Annotated in this window: 13 protein-coding genes and 1 tRNA gene; 9 read left to right on the forward strand and 5 right to left on the reverse strand. The window is 43.5% G+C overall.

What is annotated here, in order from left to right; translation table 11 throughout:
* The first annotated feature begins 63 nt into the window (after nt 1-63).
* The 6 genes from OCV58_RS08350 (at nt 64) to OCV58_RS08375 (ending at nt 12,205) form a co-directional block, all read left to right on the forward strand.
* Nucleotides 64-6,645, forward strand: a complete 6,582-nt coding sequence (locus tag OCV58_RS08350; protein ID WP_267312855.1) for a YadA-like family protein — start codon at nt 64-66, stop codon at nt 6,643-6,645.
* A gap of 237 nt (nt 6,646-6,882) precedes the next feature.
* On the forward strand, nt 6,883-8,583 hold the full coding sequence (locus tag OCV58_RS08355) for an S-layer homology domain-containing protein (RefSeq protein ID WP_154877544.1): 1,701 nt from the start codon (nt 6,883-6,885) through the stop codon (nt 8,581-8,583).
* Nucleotides 8,584-8,728: 145 nt separating this feature from the next.
* The gene (locus OCV58_RS08360; protein WP_154877545.1) at nt 8,729-9,664 is read left to right on the forward strand and encodes a DUF2971 domain-containing protein; all 936 of its coding nucleotides are present in this window, start codon (nt 8,729-8,731) and stop codon (nt 9,662-9,664) included.
* 17 nt (nt 9,665-9,681) lie between these two features.
* Complete coding sequence (locus tag OCV58_RS08365) at nt 9,682-11,145, forward strand: SIR2 family protein (protein ID WP_154877546.1); 1,464 nt, start codon at nt 9,682-9,684, stop codon at nt 11,143-11,145.
* A gap of 259 nt (nt 11,146-11,404) precedes the next feature.
* Nucleotides 11,405-12,028 carry an RNA polymerase sigma factor gene (locus OCV58_RS08370; protein ID WP_267312856.1) on the forward strand — a complete coding sequence of 208 codons (624 nt, stop codon included), beginning with the start codon at nt 11,405-11,407 and terminating at the stop codon, nt 12,026-12,028.
* Nucleotides 12,029-12,116: 88 nt separating this feature from the next.
* Nucleotides 12,117-12,205, forward strand: a tRNA-Ser gene (locus OCV58_RS08375).
* A 135-nt stretch (nt 12,206-12,340) separates the two neighbouring features.
* On the opposite strand, the gene OCV58_RS08380 is transcribed toward OCV58_RS08375, so the two are convergent.
* The 5 genes from OCV58_RS08380 to OCV58_RS08400 all read right to left on the reverse strand — a co-directional run bounded on the left by OCV58_RS08380 (nt 12,341) and on the right by OCV58_RS08400 (nt 16,676).
* Nucleotides 12,341-13,552 (reverse strand): site-specific integrase, encoded by a 1,212-nt coding sequence (locus OCV58_RS08380; protein WP_154877548.1) that lies wholly within the window; start codon nt 13,550-13,552, stop codon nt 12,341-12,343.
* 363 nt (nt 13,553-13,915) lie between these two features.
* Entirely contained in the window at nt 13,916-14,299 is a 384-nt protein-coding gene (locus tag OCV58_RS08385) for a YjgN family protein (RefSeq protein WP_267312857.1), read from the reverse strand.
* Between the two features lie 14 nt (nt 14,300-14,313).
* Nucleotides 14,314-14,868 (reverse strand): hypothetical protein, encoded by a 555-nt coding sequence (locus tag OCV58_RS08390; RefSeq protein ID WP_154877549.1) that lies wholly within the window; start codon nt 14,866-14,868, stop codon nt 14,314-14,316.
* A 53-nt stretch (nt 14,869-14,921) separates the two neighbouring features.
* Nucleotides 14,922-16,022 carry a type I restriction endonuclease gene (locus tag OCV58_RS08395; RefSeq protein ID WP_154877550.1) on the reverse strand — a complete coding sequence of 367 codons (1,101 nt, stop codon included), beginning with the start codon at nt 16,020-16,022 and terminating at the stop codon, nt 14,922-14,924.
* 18 nt (nt 16,023-16,040) lie between these two features.
* Complete coding sequence (locus OCV58_RS08400) at nt 16,041-16,676, reverse strand: LexA family protein (RefSeq protein ID WP_154877551.1); 636 nt, start codon at nt 16,674-16,676, stop codon at nt 16,041-16,043.
* Nucleotides 16,677-16,829: 153 nt separating this feature from the next.
* Between OCV58_RS08400 and OCV58_RS08405 the strand changes: the two genes are divergently transcribed.
* The 3 genes from OCV58_RS08405 (at nt 16,830) to OCV58_RS08415 (ending at nt 17,671) form a co-directional block, all read left to right on the forward strand.
* Nucleotides 16,830-17,021 (forward strand): type II toxin-antitoxin system RelB family anti-toxin, encoded by a 192-nt coding sequence (locus OCV58_RS08405; protein ID WP_154877552.1) that lies wholly within the window; start codon nt 16,830-16,832, stop codon nt 17,019-17,021.
* A gap of 30 nt (nt 17,022-17,051) precedes the next feature.
* On the forward strand, nt 17,052-17,273 hold the full coding sequence (locus OCV58_RS08410) for a hypothetical protein (RefSeq protein ID WP_154877553.1): 222 nt from the start codon (nt 17,052-17,054) through the stop codon (nt 17,271-17,273).
* 137 nt (nt 17,274-17,410) lie between these two features.
* Entirely contained in the window at nt 17,411-17,671 is a 261-nt protein-coding gene (locus tag OCV58_RS08415; RefSeq protein WP_154877554.1) for a hypothetical protein, read from the forward strand.
* Nucleotides 17,672-17,675: the final 4 nt, after the last annotated feature.

The raw sequence follows: 17,675 nt of genomic DNA on the forward strand, positions 1-17,675 counted from the left end.
AGCTTCAGCGTAGATGCCAACGGCAATGTAGACGCTGAAACGGTGAAATCCGAAGGTATGTCTGTGGTTGACGAAGACGGCAATACGACGTTCCAAGTCTTGTCGAACGGCGACGTAACGGCGCATGCCGTGACAGCGACGACAGTAACGGGCGGCACGATTCAGAATGCTGATGGCAGCTTCAGTGTAGACGCCAACGGCAATGTAGATGCGGAAACGGTGAAATCAGAAGGGATGTCGGTCGTCGATGAAGACGGCAATACGACATTCCAAGTGTTGGCGAACGGCGATGTAACGGCTAATTCGTATCGTAACGCTAATGGCACGTTTACAGCTGATGAAACTGGCCTTGTAACAGCAACGAAAGCGCAAATAGACAATGTAACGATTGGCGGTGAAGACCCATCTGCTGCTATTAAGGTCAGCGATGATAACTTTATCGTTTATAATGATGGAGCATTCCAAGCGGCAGGACGTAAATTCTTAGTTAATAATCAAGGTGAAATGACTGCTGCAGCGGCAACGGTGGATAATGTTGTCATTGATAATAACCAAGTGACAGGTCTTTCTAATACAACATGGAATCCTGATTCTATAGTAGAAGACAGGGCAGCAACGGAAGGCCAGTTGATGATGGTACAGAGTGATGTACAGCACATTTCCCATATGGAAAATACTGACGGCACTCACTATACGACGGTAGAAGGAACCAAGTTCAATAGTGACGGCAGCATTGTCAACCACAACGACACATTTAAAGTTTCGGCTGATGGTGAAATTACAGCTGAAAAAGCTAATATTGGCGGCGTCATTTTAAAAACGACAGCAGAAGACGGTAAGAGCAAGATTACAGCTCAAAAAGCCGATATCGACGGCGTATGGATTAAGGAAGGCAGTATTACAACTGAAGAAGGAACTATTACTGCTGGCGATGTAAAGATCAATTCGACTGGTTCTGAAAGAATTAACGTTGGTAACGGCAACTTCATCGTATATCAGGATGGCGCATTTAGAGCTGCGAATGACAACTTTATTGTTCACAAGGACGGCAACGTCGAAGCGCAAGGCACGGTACAAGCGGCTGATGCAACCTTTGCAAAAGATTCGCGGGAACTCGTCACGGCAGGTCAGCTTTATAAAGCTGGTATTGTACCGGGTAAAGCATCGGGTGTAAATTCTATGGCAATCGGCACTGGTGCCCAGGCACTTAGTACACAGGCTGTAGCTGTTGGTTATAATGCCGCAGCATCTGGCAGCTATTCCGTTGCCCTCGGTATGCAGAGCGGTGCTCACGGGACGGATTCTGTAGCCCTTGGTCGGTTAGCCTCTGCAATGGCTGATGATTCGGTAGCTCTCGGTGCAAACAGCGTAGCTAACCGGGCTAATACGGTTTCCGTTGGCAGCGTTGGAAACGAACGGCAGATTACCAATGTTGCAGCTGGCAAGGAAGATACAGATGCTGTAAATGTTGCTCAGTTGAAAGGCGTACAGGATAAAGTTGGTGACGCTGACTTCAGCAAGACGAATTATGCTAAAACGGCAGACAATGTGACAGACGCTGTCAAACATGTCGATGCGCAGGTAAAAGTCAACAGCGATGACCTTGCAGCATATAAAGCCGCTGGTATTGTTGCAGGAAATGAAGTGGGCCAGTACTCTAACTCTATTGCGTTAGGAAACAATGCGACTGTCGATGGTACGAACAGCATTGCAATCGGTGCAGGCAGCACTGCAGATGGAGCTCAGGCTACGGCCTTAGGGCAGAATTCGAATGCCTTAGGTCATGGAGCTGTTTCCTTAGGCGCTAATTCAGAAGCTGTAGGAGAAGGCGCAGTTTCGATTGGCTTTAACAATTCGGCGGAAGTAGCCGGTTCGGTTGCCATTGGCAACGGTGCCCATGTATACGAAAGCGGTACGAATTCGGTTGCCTTAGGCCAGTGGAGTACGACTTCTGACGAGAAAGTCGTTTCTGTAGGTAATGATTGGCTGAAACGCCGGATTACTAATGTTGCTGATGGTATAGATCCTACTGATGCTGTCAATGTGCAACAGCTGACAGACCGGACTGCCAATATGGTAGAATGGGATGAAGGCACAAAAGATACCATCCATGGCGTAACCTTGAATGGCGGTACTATTTCGGCAGCTGATGGTAAATTCAAGGTATGGTCTTCCGGCGGTATGGAAGCAACCTATGGTAAGTTTGATGGAAATATTGAAGCTGCTGGCGGGAATTTCAAGGTTAACGGCACGACTGGCGGTATTACGACAGCAGGCGGCATTGAGGCAAACGGTGGAATCACAGCGGCTAACGACAACTTCAACGTATGGAATTCCGGCGGTATGGAAGCTGCCTATGGCGTATTTGAAGGAAAGATTACGGCAGCCAATGAAAAGTTTGAAGTCAACGGCGCGACCGGTGATATTACGACAGCTGGTCAAATTACGGCAGCTAACGACAAGTTCCATGTATGGGGAACTGGCGGTATAGCCATTGGAGAAGATACAGCCAATCCGTTGTTTGCTGTAAATGGATACAATGGCGATGTTAAGACCCAGGGAGATATTGTTGCAAAAGACATGTACGTAGGATCTAAGGATGACGACAACGCCGTTGTTACCGTAGGCGATATGACGAATGTCGTTGGCGATGCTGATTTCAGCGATACGAACTATGCATCGGAAGCTGGAAATGTAACCGATGCTGTTAAAGCGGTTGATGCGCAGGTAAAGAGCAACAGCGACGCGTTAGATTCATATGAAGTTTCCGGAATCGTGGCTGGTATGACTAACGGCGAAAATGGCGTAGCTATTGGCGAAGGTTCGGCAAATCTTGATCAATACGGCGTAGCTATTGGTAAAGATGCTAATACAGATGGTTTTGGCAGTGTAGCCATTGGTGCGCATGCTGCAGTTACAGGCAATGACTCCGTAGCCATTGGCTTTAACAGTCAGGCAGCAGAAGATCATGTTGTTTCTGTGGGCGGCTATACGCCGGGAACCCAGCGCCGCATCATCAACGTAGCTGACGGTGTGAACGAACATGATGCTGTCAACGTAGGACAGCTTGATGAAGTGAAATCTTCTGTTTCCATTGTAGGCGACGACCTTGCAGCGTATAAAGCGGCCGGCGTCGTTCCGGGTACGGCATTGCCGGAAGAAGCGGAAGGCGCGATGGCTCTCGGTGAAGGCGCAGAAGTACGTGGCGACAGCGACAATGCATTGGCCATTGGCAGTAAAGCGAAAGCTAATAGTGCAAGTGCTGTAGCGATAGGGCCAAGCGCAACGGCTAATGGTTCTCAGTCTCTGGCATTTGGTGCCGGTGCAGCGACGAATGGAGCTAATGCGGTTGCTATAGGCAGAGGAGCTAACTCGGATGCTGATAATGCGATCGCACTCGGCAAAGGCGCTGATGCTCAAGCAAAGAATGCCGTTGCTTTTGGTGCAGAAGCTGTTGCTGCTGGTCAAAACTCTGTTGCTCTTGGTGTTGGCAGCAAAGCTACGGAAGATAACGTCGTATCTGTTGGCGATAGCCAGACTGGATTGTATCGGCAGATTACGAACGCAGCGGCTGGTACGGATGCTCACGATGTTGTAACGGTTGGTCAGCTGCAGGCTGCCAGCGATGAAGCTACTAAAACAATTCACGGTGTAACGTTGGACAATGGCATGATTACGGCTGCTGACGGCAACTTCATTGTTTATGAAAGTGGTGTTGTGAAACTCAATGATGGCAACCTTGTGATCGGTACGAATGGCGATTTGAATTCCAAAGGCACTATCACTGGCAATGTATTGAGTACAGGCGGTTTTGTAGCTAATGCGGATGGCAATGCTGAAGCCAAAGGGACTGTAACGGCCAATACCTTCAGTACTGGTGAAGATGGATTTATTGCTAACAGCGATGGTGATTTTGAAGCCAGAAATGCCCATATTGATGGTACGCTTTTGGTTGGTGAAAAATTCAAGGTAACGCCTGAAGGTGAGTTGATTGCCGCAAATAGCGCCTTTAAGGTGGGTGCTGATGGTACGGTGACGGCTGTTAAAGGCGGAAGTATCGGCGGAGTAGAGCTGAAAGACGGTGAAGTGACTGGCCTGAACAATACGACGTGGGATGCTGGTAATATTGTCGATGACCGTGCGGCTACGGAAGGTCAGTTGGCAGCTGTTGATGAACGGGTTAATGCAAATAGTGACGCATTGGCTGGGTATGAAGCTTCTGGTATTGCAGCTGGTACGACAAACGGCGAATATGGCGTAGCTATTGGTGAAGGCTCAGCAAACCTTGATCAATACGGTGTAGCTATTGGCAAGGATGCAAATACAAATAGTCTTGGAAGTGTAGCCGTTGGTGCGCATGCCACAGTTACAGGCAATGATTCTGTAGCCATTGGCTTTAATAGTCAAGCTAGAGAAGATCATGTGGTATCTGTTGGCGGTTATGCACCGGGAACACAGCGCCGCATTATCAACGTAGCTGCTGGTACGGCAGATACCGATGCCGTAAATGTTTCTCAAATTAAAGGCATGGTAAGATGGGATCAGGCTGCTGATGATTCCTATCTGGAAGGTACGCTGAGAGGCGTAACGTTATCAGAAGGTACTATCACGGCAGCTGATGGTAAATTTGTCGTTAACAATGATCCTGCTAGTGATAGCGATGCGATTCTTACTATTGGCGGCGACAATGTGTTCAGAATTAATGAAAATGGCAGTATTGTTGCTAGTAGTGGTGCATTCAGAGTTTTCAGCGAAGGTGGTTTCTCCGCCGCCAATGGGAAATTTAAAGTTCATGCTGCAGACGGTTCAGTAACGACTCCTTTGGTTACGGGCCTTACGAACAGGGAATGGAATGCTACGCATAATTATAGCGGTTCCACTCTTGCTGCGACAGAAGCGCAGCTGCAGGCTGTAGCAAACGAAGCAGGCAAGCATACGATTGTGACGGCAAATAATGGCAGCGAAACTGGTAACTTGAAAGTGACGTCGGCGGTCAATAATGGTCAGACCACTTATGATATCTCCCTCAGCGATACCATCACAATGGGAGACGATACGAAAGGCGTTACGATGGATAGCAGTACAATTGTATTTAAAAATCAGCTTGATGATGGAGTGTCAGGAACGCGAAATGCTGAGACTAACATTGCTGCAGGCAGCCTTAGTATAAAGAGGAGCGAAAGCAATGAAGACAGGACCTATATTGACGGTGCAAGTATTATGGTTGGCAGCGCTGAAAGCGGAGCGGCACAGACTCACATTACGGCCAAGGAAATTACAATTGGCGGAGATTTGACTCAAATTGGCGCGACTGCACTGCGAATCACAAATAACGGCGTAAATGATAGAACCATCACAGGCCTGACTAATACGACGTGGAATGGCTCGACGGATAATGCATCCCGTGCGGCAACGGAAGGCCAGCTGGCAGGGCTTCAACAACAAGTTACTGCTGATATAAATGAATTGTCTGATAAATTTGGCAAAGTTGACACGAACAGCCTTGCAAAAGTGGTTTCTGTTGCTAATCAGCTGGATGGAGCGAACTTGTCCGCTCTGAGCGCCTTGTCGCAAATTGCTCCGATGAGCCTGGATGTACCGATGATGACGAACAGCGTATTGTCGGCACCACAGGAAGCTTCGAAAGGGATGCGTGATCCGGATCCAAATGCATGGGGCAACAATGTAACGACCGAAGATATGTCGACCATTAATAATAATCTGACCGTTACGGGCGACACCCATCTGAAAGGCGATTTGGAAGTCGACGGCGAAGCTACGTTCAACGATAACGTCAGCATCAAAGGCGATCTGAACATGAACAACAACAAGATCACCGGCGTGGCTGACGGCAAGGTTTCCGCTGATTCGACGGACGCCGTCAACGGCAGCCAGCTCTACGGCGTACAGCAGCAGGTCGACGCCAACTCGCAGAACATCAGCACCCTCGGCGGCGCAGTCAATAAGCTTGGCAACCGCATTGACGAAGTCGGCGCTGGCGCAGCGGCCTTGGCAGCTCTCCATCCGCTCGATTTCGACCCGGACAACAAGTGGGACTTCTCGGCTGGCTACGGTAATTACCGCGGCGAAAGCGCCGTCGCCTTCGGAGCCTTCTACCGTCCGAACGAAGACACCATGTTCAGTGTCGGCGGCACTGTCGGCAATGACGACAACATGGTCAACGCCGGCGTGTCCATCAAGATTGGCTCCGGCAGCAGCGGCGTTACTACGTCCCGCGTCGCTATGGCCAAGGAAATCAAGGCTATGCGCGATGTCGTTGCTAAACAGGACGCACAGATCCAGAAATTGACGGCCATGGTCAATGCTCTTGTCGGCGTGCAGGCGGAACCGGATACGACGACTATGTTCCCGGACGTACCGGAAAACCATTGGGCCTATGAAGCCGTGGCTTCCATGGCGAAGAGCGGCCTGGTCGAAGGCTATCCTGACGGAGAATTCAAGGGCGACCGTACGATGACCCGGTATGAATTTGCCCAGATCATCCAGAACGCTATCCAGAAAGGTGCGGAAGTAGACGCTCGTCTCGTTCAGGAATTTAAGCCGGAACTGGAATACTTCCACATCGCGACGGTAGCGAAGGACAAAGACGGTAACCCGACGATTGAACGCGTACGGGCAAACTAAGTCCTAACTGACATGGGAAGAGCGCATACCCTGTCAGTCAGAAGATGGTCGGGATTGCGCCTCCCCATGACAGCGCCGGTTAGGCGTTGATTAGGTAAATACGGCTGACAATATATAGCCGTATTATATAAAATTTTTCAGCAGTACATCCGGCATACCGTGTCTTGGCAGATACGTTTTATGTTGTCTACAAGACATGCTGCCGGAATGGCTGGCTGATAGGAGGTTATTGTTATCATGAAGAAAATTAAAAAAGCAAGAAGTATGGCAGCTGTTTTGGCAGTCATGGCTTTAACGGCTGGTAGCACGATGGCGGCAGATTTGACATCAAAGGGAAGTGCCAGCATTGGTGATTATCCTTTGGCAGATGTATCTGTCACGGCTACTGGAGAAGATGTTGCTGCTTCATTAGATGGTCAAACTCTAAAAAATGTGATCATTGATGGTTATGCTACGAGTGAAGGTTTATCGAATGTAGCAATTCAGGCAAATACCGCATTAAACGGTATGACAGAAAATGCGAAGAATATTGGTGATTTGCAGACACAGGTAGAAAAGAATACAATAGATATCGGAGGCCTCCAAAGCACAGTTGCAGACCATCAGACACAAATTAATAATGCAGCCGGAATGGCAGATGCAGCGTATAACGGTATGACGCAAAATACGCAGGACATTAATAATCTGGACAATCAGATCAATGGTAAAGATGGAATTGTTGATGAATTAGGCGATGTAGAAGCTAAAGCAGATGGAGCTTTGAAGGTGCAGGGCAATGGTGTATTGTATAATCATGGTACCGATCTTACAACAGGTATTAATTTGAATACATCTGCTATTGAACAGGAAGCAAATGACCGTGAAGCTGCTGATGGAGACCTTCAGTCGCAAATTGATACCAACAAGACCAACATTGGTAATTTGGACAACCAGATCAATGGAAAAGATGGGATTGTCGATGAATTAGGCGATGTAGAAGCTAAAGCAGATGGAGCTTTGAAGGTGCAGGGCAATGGTGTACTGTATAATCATGGTACCGATCTTACGACAGGCATTAATTTGAATACATCGGCTATTGAACAGGAAGTAAAAGATCGTGAAACGGCAGATCAGCAACTGCAGCAGGGAATTAATACAAATACTGCCGCGATTAACAGTGTTAAAACAACTGTTGGCAGTGGCGTATTAACCAGTGGTGCAGCTGATTTGACGACTGGCATTAACCAAAACTATGCACAGATTCAGCAAAACTATGCACAAATTCAGCAGAATACCAATGCTATTAATTCCCTTGACAGCCGTATAGACGACTTGGGCGGCGAAATCGATCAGGTTGGTGCCGTTTCCGCTGCGTTAGCAGGCTTGCATCCCCTCGATTATGATGGCACGGGTTCCAAGTTCCAGCTTTCGGCTGCTATGGGTTCCTATGACAGCTCGCAGGCAGCTGCTATCGGCGCGTTCTATCACTTCAACCGCGACGTCATGATTTCCTTGGGCGGCGCGACCTCCTTCGACGGCGACCACAAGACAGCCGGCAACTTGGGCGTAACCTTCCGCATTGGTGAAGGCGCTTCCGGTAAAGCCGTATCGGACGACGTCATGGCCCGTCTCGAAGCAATGGATCAGAAGATCGCTGCTCTCGAACAGGAAAACAAAGACCTGAAGAACGTATTAGGCGCTATCGATACGTCCCTGAGCAAGGAATTCCCCGATGTACCGGCTAACCATTGGGCTTATGAAGCTGTAACGAAACTGGCTGGCAACGACGTCGTAGCAGGCTATCCCGACGGCGAATTCCACGGCGACCGCACCATGACCCGTTACGAAATGGCCGAAATCATTTACAAAGCCATGAACCGTGGTGTACAGGTCGACCAGAAACTGGTAAATGAATTCAAACCGGAAATGGAACAGGTTGCGGCAAGTCAAAACGCATAATTTAATATTGTGTTAATTAAGACGTACAGTAAGTAGGTAGTGGGCAAACGAGTTGGGGAAGATCGTTCCCCGACTCGTTTGTGTCTATTTTGATATATTTATTGTGTAATTACAATAAATATATCATCGAGGAGGTACATTGTTTATGAATTATGAGGAAGCATTATTATCTCCCATGATATCTTGGGATAGTTTAACTGAATGTATAAAAATACCCCTAAAATTGTACAAGTACCAAAGTTTTATTAAAATGGATGGAACAGACAATACACATTGGATGAGCAATATGGAAGGGCAATTCCATATGAGTTTGGGTTGCGAATTTGAAGATATAAATGATTGTAAGCCTTACTTTAATAAAAACTCTGTAATTCATCATTTGTATGATTCTTCTACTTTACTTAATGGTGATGTTGGAACTAAGCTTAAAATATTAGTGAAACTTGTGTACAGATTAGATAACAACTATTTTGATTCTGTGGCATCAAAATATCAAAGCGAGATACGAATAGGCTGTTTTACAGACTTAAACGATAATGAACAAATGTGGAAAAAGTATGCATATGATAAGACGGGATATTGTATTGAATACGACACATCGAAAAATGAACTATTTCAAATATCTACATTGCCTGTACTATACAGTACGCATTTCTACGACTGTTCGAAAACGCTTGCAACCTTATTAATTTTAGAATGTAATAAGCAAGAAAAGAAGGAAAGTTTAGAAAATAGCATAAAAACTTTCGAGCTGATATATAGACGGCTCCTTAAAATGGTTTATATCCCTCTTTTTATAAAGCAAAAATATTGGGAGTTTGAAAGAGAATATCGTATGTTTCTATTGCATCATAGAAATACAAGAAAAGGACTTCTTAAAGACTCAGCATATTTAGATACCAATTATAATATTAATTTGACGAATGCAGTTAGTGCTATATATTTGGGCGAAAATTTTACAAAGCTTGATAATTACCGTGAATTACTTAATAAAGTTATTGAGATATGTAAGATGAAACAGATAGGATTATTTCAGAAAATTGTAAGAGATGGAAAATTAGAAAATATAAAGATTCTTTAGTCTAGGAGTTATAATATTTGATTAATATTGTAGAATGTTTAGAGAAAATGGTAATGGGAAAAGATATTAAAATGGAAAATAAAGCTTCAAGAATAACCGTATTATTAGGAGCAGGATCTTCTGTAGAAATTGGGGGAATAACAAGTTATGAATTAACAAAAAAGATCAGTGAGAAATTAGATACATCAGAAGAATATACAAAAATTTATAACATTCTTACTTATATGTATATGAATGAGAATGAAAAATTAAATTTCGAAGATATTTTCAATATTTTAGAACATATTTATTCGATAAATCATGAAAACAGTAAGTTAAGTAAAATTATAACATTATATGAACCGTGGAAAAATATTAATCCAGATCTTATAAAAAATTTAATTTTTAAAATTATCGCTATAATAGCAGCATGTATACATGAATATGATGAAAAGTTTGATATTAATAATGAAAATACTAAATTTTTTGTGAATTTTTGGAAAGAAATAAGTCAAAGAAGACGACTAGATATTACAACATTAAATTATGATACATGTGTAGAACAATGTTTGAGTAAAGAGGCATGGACGGATGGCTATAATGAGAATGAAAAGGAAAAAATACCTGAAATTAAGAAGTTTTCACTAGGCGAAATACGTGCACAACGTTTTGATCCTCAAATACTAGCTGTTACTGAAAAATCACGAATTATGCATTTACATGGGTGTATTTTATTTGGAACACCTTCTAAAAAAAATGATGAGTTAGGTACAGATATACATGATATGTATAAATTTAATACGTATGATGATGCTTCTGATTATCTTGACTCTAAGAATTTTAGTACCCAAGATTGGCAAAGTCTTTTTGCTGGTCCTATCATAACTGGATTAAGAAAAGTAGATAAAATTACTATATATCCATATAGCTCGTATTTATATGAATTCGAGAAATCTATTTTGAATAATGAGAGTCTCTTAATCATCGGATATTCATTTGGAGATCTATATTTAAATTATTTATTAAAACGGATGTTGCAATTGCATGGTGAAAAAAGACGTATAGTTATAATTACGAAGTATAATGAGGAGAAAATTAACAATTTTATTAATCATTTTAAGCGATTCGGAAGTATTCTTTCGGATAGCGATATTGCTATTGTTGATGAATTAACAAAAATTATAACAATGATTGATAACACTGAATCGAGCGATAGTCTTTTATCACCCGAAGAGCGAAAGGAAATAAGATCTAAATTATGTAATATATTTCAATATATTAAAGAAAAGGATAGTATTTTGTCAGAAAATGAAAACGAAGTAATAACTAAATTGATGAATGAGAGCTACATGCAGGTTTTAGAAAAGAATAAAAATCTTTTTGAGGATAAAGTTATTGACAAAATAGAAAATAAGTATGTCCATATTTATTATAAGGGGATGAGAGATGCTTTTGAAAATCATGAAGATGAAATTATAAATTTTTTAAATGGGGATCAATAAGTCGCACATAGAGTTTATTATTTCATATAGATATAAAATTAACCTCTAAAAATTGGCAAATTACAATATCAATTAGGATGATTGGAAGATACGATGAAAATATAGATTTTGCACAATCGTATATAATTTTCTGATACACGATTACGAATAAAAGAAATTTTTGCGCAGCTCATAGCTAATATGAGGTTGGGGAAACGAATCGGGGGAAACCTCGGCTCGTTTTTTTTATCATTTTATTCATTTAAAGGAGGAACTTCCCGTGAACCAAACCATACGCCACTGGATAGCTCGTGCCCAGCAGGGCGAGGAAGAGGCGGTATTGCTGATCTTACAGCAGTTCCGGCCCTTGATTTGTAAGTACGCCCGGCGGCATCGGTACTGTTATGATTCGCTGGACGAAGCCGTGTCGGTGGCTCAGCTGGCGATTTTAGAATGCGTCCATGCCTTCGACGTAACTTGCGGCGACGAAGCTCACAAGGCCTTCCGCCGGGCTGTAGACCGGGTTTTTAAAAGGGAGAGCCGGCGGTTTAAGGCCTATATGGAGTCGGTGGAGACGGCCCTTCATATCGACGAGATTGCCGAGGCATTGGAACTATCCGTTGGCGACGAGCAGGACCCGCACCGGCAAGCCGTAGTATCCGAGGTGAAGGATATGGTGCGGAAGTGTCTGAACAGCCTGACGGAGGAAGAACGGCGATTTCTCCGCCTGCGCTATCTCGCCGACCTGACCTACGGCGACGTCGCCAAACGCTGCGGCCTGTCCCTGTCGCAGGCCCATAAGCTGACGAAGGCGGCCATGGCAAAGTTTCATGAGGCCATAGGCTGTCACGGCGGTGGAGAAGGTGAGGGTTATGGATCGCTGCGTCCAGACGGGCAGCTGTAGGCGGCAGGCCATACAATTTGCTGAGATTTTTTTGAAAAAATCATTGACGAATAGCCCCTGAAATGATATTATAATAAAGTATTTGCGTGGAGCGGTATCGAAGTGGTCATAACGGGGCTGACTCGAAATCAGTTAGGCCGAAAGGTCTCGTGGGTTCGAATCCCACCCGCTCCGCCAGACAAGAACCGCGCTGTTAAGCCATCTGTAAGGCTTGGCAGTGCGGTTCTTTTTTGCGTTTAAGAACCTTTTCCAGCTGTTTTTCTACCCCATTATCTACCCCAAACACGGAAAAGCTGCATGGGGTAAAATCTATTATTTCGTTCCTGTCCTGTCAGAGAAGATATTATCCATAGCTGCGGCGGTCTTGTTGGCCATCTTTTCCGTGACATGCTGGTATAAATTCTGCGTGATGGCTGTATTGGAGTGCCGGAGTTGTCGGCTTACATATTTGATATCTATGTTTTCCTCTAAAAGCAAGGTGGCAGCTGTATGGCGCAGGTCGTGCGCGCGGATTTTGGGAAGTGGCGGCAATTTGGGATGTGTTTCATTGTATTGCCGAATTGCCTTTTGCACTACATAATAAATTTTGTGGGGCGAGTAGGGAATGCCGGCGTCATTGCACAGGATAAAGTTATCGTCATGAAAGGCCCGCCCGAGGGCCATTTTTTTTATGTTATATTCAAGGTGCAATTTATTCAAACAATTTTGTACGTACACGGGTAGCATAATAAAATTATTGGATGATTCGGTTTTGGGTTTATCTAAGACGAACGCTTTCTTTCCTGATGGAGTACGATGAAAGTATTCGTATAATTTAGGATTTACGTCTTTAGCATACCGTTCTGATAGATTATGCCGGATATACAATTTGCCGTCCTCTTTTTGGTAGTCACTCCATCGCAGGCCGCAGGATTCCGCATCACGCAGGCCGCACAAAAGGCCCAGCGCAATAATCGCATTCTCGTAAACCCCCATAGCTTCGCTTTGGCGGAGTAGGGCCATGGCTTGGCCTTTATCTAATACTTTTGATGGAGATGCTGGCGGAGCTGGAAGGTCGGCGGCAAGACAGGGATTTTTTGAAAGTATATCCCAGGTAACAGCCTTATTTAATGCTGCCCGGAGTGCCCGATGAATCATTCGGATAGAAGTAGCAGAAAGGCCGTTCGTCGATAATACCTTGTATGCCTTGGTAATTTGTATAGCTGACAGTTTATCGAGACGCACATGGCCGATTAGAGGTAAAATTTTATCTACACAGAACAGATAATTCTCATAGGTTCCAAGAGATCGCGATGGCGGTTTAATGGAGGTTTCTAACCATTCTTTTAAATACTGCTCTACGGTCGGCGTTTCTGTCCGCGAGAAAATCGGTTCTCCGTTGTCCCTGGCTGTGAAAAGCTGCCGTTCTGTCCGTTGCGCTTCGCGGCGGTTTTTCCCAGCAGAGATCCATTTCTTTTTCGTCTTGCCGTCTATGGTCTTATATTTGATGACCACATAATAGTGACCATTTCGCCCTACGATCACGTCTCATTCCCCCTTATTCATAGATTCACAAAACACATGTTCGACTCATTGCGTCTAAATTTTCCCCTGCCTGCAAAACGGGCAGGGGATTTTTGCGTATCATATGTAAAAAATGCTGATTTTTACATAATTACATGCCTGAGATGGTAAAAACGGCCATTTTTACCATCTGAACCTGTAAGAATTTTTTAATGGTTGCAAATGCAGAAAAATATAGAATTAAATGCAGATAATGGGATTATTCTGCATTTATCGTCTTAAAGTGAACGATAAATGGAACGATAAAGCGCGCTTTGAACAGCTTCCAAATTGGAAATAGTTGCGGTTCCCGGCAGTTGTTGCATTTTTTGCAACAACCACTTTTTATATCTCCGGCTCATCGGAAGGTTCCGGCAGCTTTTTAGGTTCATCTTCGGTATTCGTCATATCCGAAGATTCCACAAAATGAGTATGTTTTACTCTCCAGCCGGTCATTTTGTTGAACAGCCAAAAGCCATAGATGCCAAAGGTAATGATGGTGAAGAACCACCATTTGATATAGCTGCCGAATAGTTGCAGTCCTGTTCCATCGAAGTATAGTTGTCTGCCGTCAATGAAGGTATTCCGGCATATCCAGCGTTGGAATATGACTGATCCCCACGGGTAGGCGAGGCCTAGGGTAAATACGGTTATTAAGAACGCAAGCAGGCCGTACCCAATAAAGCCGAAGATAGAACCTGTAAATTTGGATTCGTTTGAGAAAATCATATTTTATCACCTTTTTAGAATAAGCCACCTAAACCGCTGAGGACAGCCCCGGCAATTCGATTATTCCGCTCTCTGCGTTTTTCCGATTCTGCTTTTTCTTCGGCTTCCTTCTTTTTCTTTTCTTGTTCTTTCAGCTGTTCTTCTTGCTGGGCTTTATACTCGGCAAGTTTGGCGTCACGACCAGCAAGGATAGCAGAAGTATTTTTCACAGCTTCTCCCAATGTATCGGGACGAATTTCTATGGTTTTGGTTTCTGGTATTTCTATGTATGTAGAATCATTATCATAAAAATATTTTATAGTGTTAGAATGGCAAAGGGTATTACGAGCATAGTTTATGGAAACCTTTGATACGTAATAGCACCTATCAGCCGGGTATGCTGATGTCACGTAAAACATTGCTGTATCAGTAGACGGATTATATTCTAAAGATTTTGTGTTAATGTACATTGTAACGGTACTGTTGGAAGTAACCCAATACAGGTTAGGGTTTTTACTAAAGTCTTGGGCCACTGATATGTTAAGAAACATGAAAACAGCACATAAAATAAAGAGAATTCGCTTAATCATTATCATCATCCTATCTTTTTCGCATCTACCAGCGCAGGTAAAGTTTTTTATTGCTAGTTATCTTTTGGCAATAACGAATTTAAACGAGCAATTAAAGCATCAGATAAGTTATAGATGTCGTCGACCGTTTCAAAGTCATATCGTGTACTTTCCTCTCCATTTTTTATGATTACATATTTAGCGCGTTCTTTAATATAGATACGGCAAATCCATTTTGTTGTTTTATTATCCAAATTTATAGCGAAATATGTTTCTTTATCGGTATATGTTATTCTATCTGGCGGTACTTGAGTTCTCAAAATAGATTTAACTACATAGAAGGAATCAAGTTCTTCTTGAGTTGTTATGATCTTAGATACAGGGGCATCATCTGTATCGGAATCAGAGGTGATAGAATTTGATTGAGATGTCGCTGGTGTAGTATCCGTTTCGGAATCCTCATTTTTAGCTAAGGCATTTTTTAAACGATCATTAATCATTTCTGTTATGACCAAACTGATGGAGCGTTTTACAAGCGGCTGATATTTTTCTACAATGCTTTGTGTTTTTACTCCTTCATATACACCTCGATTTAGAATCAGGCGGACGAGATCGTCACTTGGATTTGCAAATTCATCTTTAAGAATTTGTCGTATTTGACCCATATATTTCAATTCTGCGGCAGAATCAAAAATTTCGTCTTTATCAAAGTTTTCCTTTGTGAATTTTTGTAGCTCTTGGATTTGGTAGTCCTTTAAGTTCAACAAGTTGATTTCAAGGAAAGGCGCTTCGTCCATTTTGTTGGTTTCTTCAATATCCGTATAAAAACGATATATGATACCATTGGTTAAAATAGCGAATTTAGCGTCAGTTGTTCCGAAATATCTGAAGAGTTGGGAATCATGCTTATCTAAGTTTTCAGAAATGCTTTTGCACTCAACAAGTATCATAGGACTATTGTTGATTAAGATTGCATAGTCCACCTTTTCGCCTTTTTTTATTCCAACATCGGCAGTAAATTCCGGTACAAATTCATTGGGATTAAAAATGTCATAGCCCATAGCTTGGAAGAAGGGCATAATTAAAGAGGTTTTTGTTGCTTCCTCGGTTGAAATATTATCTTTCAAGCTTTCAATTCTGCTTTTAAATGAAGTTATTTTTTCCTCGAATGTCATAATATCCGCCGCCTTTATTTAAAATTTATTTTTCCCTCTCAACTCGACTACCTCGCCCAGTATCTGGACAGGTAGTTTTTCTATTTCATCGTTCGTGTAGAAGTGGGGTTCGTATACGCTGATGTTGTTGGCAATAAGCGTAATACCGTTTTCCTGCTTTTTTACACGCTTGAGCGTGGCCTCGTTGCCATTGATGAGGACAACCGCAACTTTGCCGGATTCTACATCTGCCTGCCGCTTTACGATGACGACATCGCCTTCCAATATGCGCGGTTCCATTGAATGGCCCTTGACTTTAAGACCGAAAAATTCGCCCGTTGCGGCCATTTCCCGCGGGATTTCCTCCCAGTCAATCACTTCCTCGACGGCATCCATAGGAATACCGGCAACGATACGGCCCAAAACAGGGATACGGACGTATTTGCTGTTTGGTTGTTGCGTAGTTGGAGTCGTGGGCGAATCATTCGCCAAAATATAATCGGCTGAAACATTAAATAATTGGGATAATTCTTTTATTTTCCTAACTGGTTGGCTTTCACCTGTTTCGTATTTAACATAAGCTGTTCGGCTTATGCCTAGATGTTTGGCTACTTCATTTTGTGACAATCCTTTTGCCTCTCGCAGTTCTCGCAACCTTTTACCTGTTTGGTTCATATAATTCACCTCTAACAATAGTATATGTGAAAAGTACTCACATTGGAATATGTGAATTTAACTACCATAAAACATTGACATGTGAGCTAAAGTTTTATATAATAACGTTAGATAGGTGAGGTAAACTCACACAAGAAAAAGGGAGGTGAGAAAATGAAGCGTATTCGTGAACTTCGGGAAGCCAATAATTTGACACAAGAAGAGCTGGCTAAAAAAGTGGCTGTAAGCAGGACTGCCGTTACTAAATGGGAAACTGGGGAGTGTATGCCGAAGACAGATAAATTAATTGCGTTGGCTACCGTTTTTAATTGTAGTATTGATTATTTATTATGCAATGATGAGTGAGTTTAAGTTTGCATAAGAGGAGGCGAGAAAATGAAAACGTCGAAGCGGCTAAAACTCAAAATGAAACACGCCGAGCTCGTGAAGGCTGGCAAGTACGAAATAGCTTGGAAGCTGTTCGGCTTGCTGAAAAGAGGAGCCATTACATTAGGCTCCGGCAATGAAGCGAGTTGCGAAGCGGATAAGATTCTGGAGAAAATGGGCGTTCCCTTTAAGGTAAACCGCCGCTGGGGAACCGTCACGTACAGCTTATAGGGGCTAGAGGCAGAAAAAATATTGCCAAAGGCAAGAAGTATATCCGCTGGGCAATCATCGTCACAGCGGTAAATATCGCCATATTGTTGGGCCATATTGGCCTAGCTTGGATTTAAAAGAAAAGGAGGTCTGATAACATGATAAGCTTGCAGGAATTAGAGGAAATGCGAGAACGGGATAACGCCCACAAACAGGAAGCATTGAATCTTTTGACCGTTGCCCTGACTTTCGATGAAAAGTTCTTTAAGTTCCAGCTCATCAATGACGGCAACACGGTCAAGATTACGGAAGCCGGAAACGACGAGGAAAATAATTTCCTTCTGTGCAACGTTGCCGGGGACAACCTTCCCGCGATGCTGTATGACGTGCTCAAGCAGGGCCGGGCGTGGTTGTTTTAGGAGG

Origin of the sequence: Megasphaera stantonii, assembly GCF_025567065.1 — a bacterium.
Lineage (GTDB): Bacteria > Bacillota > Negativicutes > Veillonellales > Megasphaeraceae > Megasphaera > Megasphaera stantonii.